Here is a 6,283-nt window from a genome sequence, read left to right as displayed (position 1 = left end):
AAGGATTGACTTCGTTTTATTCGGCTATTTTTTTCTTCTGTATATTTTATAATTTCAAATGAACTTCTCATCTTAGCAAAACCTCTCAGTATTTGCGGTTGCAAAAGTAATACTTATTTTTTAACTAACAAATTTTATTTTGATAAATTTTAAAGTTTTTATTTCAATAAGTCAATTCTTACTTTTACTCCCAACCCCCCTTTCGGAATCGGATTGCAAAGGTAATGCTTATTTCTAAACTCGCAAATTTATTTTTAAATAATTTTTGTCGCTATATAAGTCCTTATGTCAACTACAATACTACTCGTCTTTCGTATTGGGATTGCAAATATACGGCTGGATTATTCGTTTTTCCAAACATACTTTACTTTTATTTTACATTCTTTCCTTAAGTTATTGGTACAATGGAAAATATTTTTTGAAATGTTTAGATATGAGAACTGAGATATTAGATTTTTGACGAGAAAAGCTCTTTTTAAAAACTAAATTATAACGGGATAGATTTCTCGACAAGCTCGAAACGACAGGAAAATTAAACTTGTTAATTACTCAAGAATGCCTTTTAACTTCATAAAATGATTAGACGTTTTGCTTTTCTTACCAAAAAGAAAAGTAAAATGGATACTTTTGAGTTAACTATTCGGGAGGAATTGTCGCAAAGCGAGAATGAGTTATTCAGTATAGTTAATAATATAATGGATACGATGCTGATGACATCATAATTAAGTTTCTATAAAAAAGCTTTTTGATAAAATCGGAGTGACAGAATCAAAAAAAGGAGAACGCTTTATTCTCCTTTTGTATCTTATTAATGTGGACCGTTACCGTTTTTATCTTTTTCCAAATCGGTATTCCAAATTTTGATTTTATCTGTTTTTTTCAAGCCAGATTTTACTTGAACATTCACTCCGTCTGTAATTCCAAGAGTGATGTATTTCTTTTCGTATTTTGCATCTTGTCCTTTACCAGAAGTAAGAATCTCAACATATGGTTTTTGGTTTTCGTCGTAACGAACATGCGCTGATTTTACCAACAATACATTTTTTGCTTCCTGCGTTACAACCTCAGCATTTGCAGAATATCCCGCACGAATAAAGTTATCTGAATCTAATTGAACTGGTGCTTTAATCTCGAACTGAACTACTCCATTCGTTGCAACTCCTTGAGGCGAAATAAAATCAAGAATCGCTGTAAAAGTTTTGTTCGGAATTGCACCAATCGATACATTAATTTTCATTCCTTCTTTTAATTTACCAACCTCAGCTTCGTCAACTTTTCCTTGGAAAATCATTTTCTTAACATCAGCCATCGTAGCAATAGTAGTACCTGTAGAGAAATTATTAATCTCTTGCACCATATTCCCAACCTCAACAGGAATATCTAAAATCATTCCCGAAGTAGTTGCTGTAATACGTGTTGTTGCATAAGCTTCCAAACCGGGAGCAATACCTGTTTGCGCAACTTTGTAATCGTTTTCGGCAGCTTTTAATTGTTGTTGAGCTGACTTATATGTCGCATTTGCATTGTCATAATCTGCACGAGGCAAAACACCTTGATTATATAAAGTTGATGTTCGATTGAAATTACGACGTTCTTGATCGACCGTAATTTGAGCCGCTTGAATAGACTGACGAGCTGCATTTAACGACTGAACATTTGGAACAACTTTCAGTTCACAAATCAACTGACCACGCTCTACATATTGTCCTTCAGCAACATTAATCGATTTTATAACACCCGAAATATTTGGCTTAATTTCAATTGTTTCCAACGGTTTTAATTCACCAGTTGCAACAGCTTTCACCTCTATATTTCCCATAAAAGGCGTTGTCGTTTCATAAACTTCATTGTCTTGGCTATTCTTTTTACCGAAATATGCAATCACACCGATTACAGCACCGATAAAAACGACAATCATCAAAATCTTTAGAAATTTTTTCATTCTTCTATATCTGTTAAGTTTTAGTTATTCATCTCTCAAAGCATCAATAGGTTTGATTTGAATTGCACGTTGAGCAGGAATCAATCCCGCTAAAGTTGCCATAATCACCATCACTGCTAAAGCTGTAAAAAGTGTAAACAAATCGATTGACGCATTATATAAAGGTATGTTTTTATTTGATGGAATGATAATTTCGTTGAGAACCATTAGTAAAAGTGCTGCAAAAATAATTCCGCCTAAACCTGCAATTAATGTTAAAACTACTGATTCTAACAAAATTTGTCCTCGAATTTGAGCAGGAATTGCACCTAATGCTCTTCGAATTCCAAATTCTTTTGTTCGTTCTGAAACTGTAATCAATAAAATACTTGCAATCGCAATAACCCCGGAAAATAATGTCATTCCTCCTACAACAATCGCTAGGAACTGCATTCCTTTTACGAATTTCATAATCTTTCCAAGCATTTCACCTAAATTAAAACCACCAATTCCCTGGTCGTCATCTGGCGAAATATTTTTAATTTGTTTCAGATATGTTTTTAATTCTTTTTCGAATGCTACAATATCATAATTATTAGGTAAACTCAAACTTAAATATTGAATCGTTTCTCCTTGATTGTATATTTTTTGAAATGTTGTAAACGGAATAAACACTTGATCTTTACTCTCTACAGGCGAAGAAGGTGTGTCGTAAACGCCGACAATTGTATAATAACTATCGCTAATTCTGATTTCTTTCCCTAAAGGTTTCGGTTTATCACCAAAAAATTGTTCGGCAACTTCAATTCCAATTACACAAACTTTCGATTCAGTTTTGATATCATCTTCATTGATAAAACGACCTTGAATAATATCTTTCCCAAACATTCGGTTTTGATCTGGATAATCTCCATTAACCGTGTAAAAATTATATTTTGTTCCGTAAGTTAATATTGAATTTGGTTTCGAGTTTCGAGGAGCTAACAACGAAATTTGAGGAAAACGAGCCTGAATTTGACGAACATCACTCATTTTCAATTCAATTGTGCGACCTTTTTGAAATCCTTGATATGGCATCGATGTTGTCCCTCCCCAAACAAATAATGAATTGGTTGCGGCATTTGCCAAATTACGGTCAAAACCATTTTGCAAACCGCGTGTTACTCCTAACAATAATACAAATAAGAACATTCCCCATGCAACACCAATCATTGTCAAAATAGTGCGCAATTTATTTTTGCGAATCGCCGCGTAGACTTCGCTCCAAGCATCTGGATCAAAAACAAATTTTATAAAGTTCATTATTCGTCTCTTAAAGCATCAATAGGTTTAATACGTGCTGCATTCAAAGCTGGAATTAATCCAGAAACTGTTCCTGCAACAAATAAAATAATACAAGCCATTACCAACGAATTAGTTTCTACACCTGGATTATAAATAAAATATTCTTCTAAGCTATCTCCAATATTTTCTACAACAAGTGCCGCTAAAGCAATTCCTATTGCTCCGAAAATAATTGTAATCATAATTGCTTCTTGTAAAATCAGTCCCAAAACATTGGCTGGTGTTGCGCCTAAAGCTTTTCGAATACCAATTTCTTTGGTACGCTCTTTTACACTAAACACCATAATATTTCCGATACTTACGATTCCTGCAATCAAACTTCCTCCACCAATTACAAATACAATAATTGTCAGAATCAAGAAAAATTGATTGGTATCTTCCATTGCATCAGCCGCATTTCGCACCCAAATTCCACCATAATCAGAAGGTGCAACATTATGTCGACCTTTTATATTATATTCAATTGCATTTGCAAGTTTAGAAATGTCAGCCAAAGCCATTCCATCTTTTGGTGTTACAATAATCGATGATACTTTATCTGTAGCATAAATCGTTCTAAACGTTGTAAAAGGTGCATACAAAGCACGCTCGGCATTATCACCACCATCTTTACTTTCGAAAACACCAACCACTTGATACATACTTGAACCTAATTGCAAATACTTACCAATCGCAATCTGATTTGGAAAAAAATCTTGCGCAACCAATCGTCCAATAACAATTGATTTGGACTGATTCTCCATATCTTTTTTATTGATAAATCGACCAAGCGTTACATTTTCATTAATCATTGATTCATATTCTGGATAAACTCCAGTAATTGAATAACTTCCTGAATTAGCTTCATTTCTAATCGTATCACTTTTCGAAATTGTACTTACAATCGATTTTATTTCATCTGGAAAAGAATGTTTAATAAAATCAAAATCTTTTACATCCAATTCAATTGTACGTCCTTGTTTGAAACCATTGTAAGGTTCTGTTGTTGTACCTCCGTTAACGGTAATATTTAATGAATTTGCTTTGAAAAATTCTTGTTGAAACCCGTTCTGCAAACCATTTCCCAATCCATACAATGTAATAAACACAAAAAGCGCCAAAGCGATTGTCAAACCCGACAATGCTGTACGCAATTTATTACTTGCAATGGACGACCATATTTCGCTCCAACGGTCTGTATCAAACATATTTTATATTTAAGATTCTTTGATTTATGATTTACGAAGTTTGAGATTCGAAAATCATTAAACTCTTACTTGTTCTACTTTTTCGTCACTTACAATTACACCATCTTTAAGACGAACAATACGTTTACACATATTTGCAATATCATCTTCATGCGTCACCATTACAATTGTTTTACCTTCGTCATTAATTTCTTGAATCAGGTGCATTACTTCTTGCGAAGTCTTTGTATCCAGCGCTCCTGTAGGCTCATCCGCCAATAACAATTTTGGTTTTGCAGCCAATGCACGCGCAATTGCAACACGTTGTTTTTGTCCACCCGAAAGTTCATTTGGCATATGAGTAGCCCAAGGCTCCAACCCCACTCTTTCCAGATAACTAAGCGCTATTTTATTTCGATCCGATCGTTTTACTTTTTGATAATACAACGGTAACGCTACATTTTCTAATACATTTTTGAAACTAATTAAATTATAAGATTGAAAAATAAATCCTAAAAATTTGTTTCGATAATTAGCCGCTTTAGTTTCGTTTAACTTCTCAATTCTAACACCGTCCAATTCATAAATACCTGTATCATGCTCGTCCAACATTCCAATGATATTCAATAAAGTTGATTTCCCCGAACCCGAAGATCCCATAATCGCAACAAATTCGCCTTCCGTAATCTCAAGGTTAATTCCTTTGAGTACGTGAAGTTTGTTTTTTCCCATTATGTAGGATTTATTTAAATCTCGAATAGATATCATAGATTGTTGTAAATTTCAATAAAGATAACAGATAAGTCGAAATTATAAGAAAAATGTTACAAGCAAGTTTAAGATTTATCTTATAAATAGCGCTAAAATATTTTTCAAAATTAATTTTCAATAATTTTTGAAAGTATAGAAATTTATATATATTTGTGTAAATAATAATTGCAATGAAATTAGAAGAATCAAAAGAAAAATTTGTTCAAACTTGGGGAACTTTCGCTGTTAACTGGGGAATAAATCGTACTATGGCACAAGTTCATGCATTATTATTAACGTATAATGAACCTATTTCTACAGATCAAATTATGGAGGAATTACAAATTTCTCGCGGAAATGCAAATATGAATTTGCGTGCTTTGATGGATTGGGGAATTGTAAGAAAAGAATTGATAAAAGGAGAACGTAAAGAATATTTTGTTGCCGATAAAGATGTTTGGTATTTATTCAAACAAATTACAAAAGAACGCAGAAAGCGTGAAATAGAGCCGGTAATTGATTTTTTAGAATCATTAAAAAACATCGACGATCAATCTGATGATGCAAAAGAATTTGCAAAATTATTACAAGATTTATCTTCTGTTTCGACAAAAATCAATAATATAATGGACCTTGCTATCAAATCTGATGAGCATTGGTTGGTAGGAAAAATCACGAATTTGATAAAATAATCAATTCGTATTTTTTTGAATCACAAATTTCAAAAATTATTGAAAATTCAATATGTATAATATTATTTCGTATATCATTTATCTGATTATTACTTTCTACATCACCATTTTTATTGGTTGGAAAGTGTATAAAATTGGTTTTGTGTACTTGACAAACTTAATCGATAATCATTCTGTTTGTCAATCGATTAATAATCTTTTATTGATTGGATACTATTTGGTCAATTTAGGTTTTTCGGCAATAAGTTTACAAAACTGGGAACAAGTTGACTCCATTACCATCATGTTTTCTTCATTGTCCTACAAAATTGGATTTATATTATTAATCCTCGGAATATTACATTTTATTAATTTATCAATTATTTATATCGCAAGAAAAAGCAAAAAAATAAACACTTAAACACAGCAAA

The 6,283-nt window shown here is 32.4% G+C and carries 6 protein-coding genes; 2 read left to right on the top strand and 4 right to left on the bottom strand.

Features of this window, described 5'->3' with window-relative positions; genetic code table 11:
- Positions 1-808 precede the first annotated feature (808 nt).
- The 4 genes from B2X73_RS09670 to B2X73_RS09655 are packed head-to-tail and all read right to left on the bottom strand — an operon-like array spanning position 809 to position 5,199.
- Entirely contained in the window at positions 809-1,942 is a 1,134-nt protein-coding gene (locus B2X73_RS09670) for an efflux RND transporter periplasmic adaptor subunit (protein WP_219034695.1), read from the bottom strand.
- Between the two features lie 24 nt (positions 1,943-1,966).
- Positions 1,967-3,223 (bottom strand): ABC transporter permease, encoded by a 1,257-nt coding sequence (locus B2X73_RS09665; RefSeq protein ID WP_038335695.1) that lies wholly within the window; start codon positions 3,221-3,223, stop codon positions 1,967-1,969.
- Positions 3,223-4,452 carry an ABC transporter permease gene (locus B2X73_RS09660; RefSeq protein ID WP_038335694.1) on the bottom strand — a complete coding sequence of 410 codons (1,230 nt, stop codon included), beginning with the start codon at positions 4,450-4,452 and terminating at the stop codon, positions 3,223-3,225. Before B2X73_RS09660 ends, B2X73_RS09665 begins: the two co-directional genes overlap by 1 nt.
- Before the next feature lie 57 nt (positions 4,453-4,509).
- The gene (locus B2X73_RS09655) at positions 4,510-5,199 is read right to left on the bottom strand and encodes an ABC transporter ATP-binding protein (protein WP_038335693.1); all 690 of its coding nucleotides are present in this window, start codon (positions 5,197-5,199) and stop codon (positions 4,510-4,512) included.
- Between the two features lie 173 nt (positions 5,200-5,372).
- Here B2X73_RS09655 and B2X73_RS09650 point away from each other — a divergent pair, with 173 nt between their 5' ends.
- Together B2X73_RS09650 and B2X73_RS09645 are read left to right on the top strand one after the other, a co-directional pair.
- The gene (locus tag B2X73_RS09650) at positions 5,373-5,873 is read left to right on the top strand and encodes a GbsR/MarR family transcriptional regulator (protein ID WP_038335692.1); all 501 of its coding nucleotides are present in this window, start codon (positions 5,373-5,375) and stop codon (positions 5,871-5,873) included.
- A 52-nt stretch (positions 5,874-5,925) separates the two neighbouring features.
- Positions 5,926-6,273 carry a hypothetical protein gene (locus B2X73_RS09645; RefSeq protein WP_115001203.1) on the top strand — a complete coding sequence of 116 codons (348 nt, stop codon included), beginning with the start codon at positions 5,926-5,928 and terminating at the stop codon, positions 6,271-6,273.
- The last annotated feature ends 10 nt before the right edge of the window (positions 6,274-6,283 follow it).

The sequence above is a fragment of the Empedobacter sp. UBA7252 genome (assembly GCF_002472765.1).
In the GTDB taxonomy this organism is placed as follows: domain Bacteria; phylum Bacteroidota; class Bacteroidia; order Flavobacteriales; family Weeksellaceae; genus Empedobacter; species Empedobacter falsenii_B.
The sequence above is the reverse complement of the archived record's forward strand: the minus strand, read 5'-3'. Positions and strand labels throughout refer to the sequence as shown.

Excerpts from the sequence above, each read along its gene's own strand:
- B2X73_RS09670 (WP_219034695.1), bottom strand. The coding sequence starts at position 1,942 with ATGAAAAAATTTCTAAAGATTTTGATGATTGTCGTTTTTATCGGTGCT.
- B2X73_RS09665 (WP_038335695.1), bottom strand. The coding sequence starts at position 3,223 with ATGAACTTTATAAAATTTGTTTTTGATCCAGATGCTTGGAGCGAAGTC.
- B2X73_RS09660 (WP_038335694.1), bottom strand. The coding sequence starts at position 4,452 with ATGTTTGATACAGACCGTTGGAGCGAAATATGGTCGTCCATTGCAAGT.
- B2X73_RS09655 (WP_038335693.1), bottom strand. The coding sequence starts at position 5,199 with ATGATATCTATTCGAGATTTAAATAAATCCTACATAATGGGAAAAAAC.
- B2X73_RS09650 (WP_038335692.1), top strand. The coding sequence starts at position 5,373 with ATGAAATTAGAAGAATCAAAAGAAAAATTTGTTCAAACTTGGGGAACT.
- B2X73_RS09645 (WP_115001203.1), top strand. The coding sequence starts at position 5,926 with ATGTATAATATTATTTCGTATATCATTTATCTGATTATTACTTTCTAC.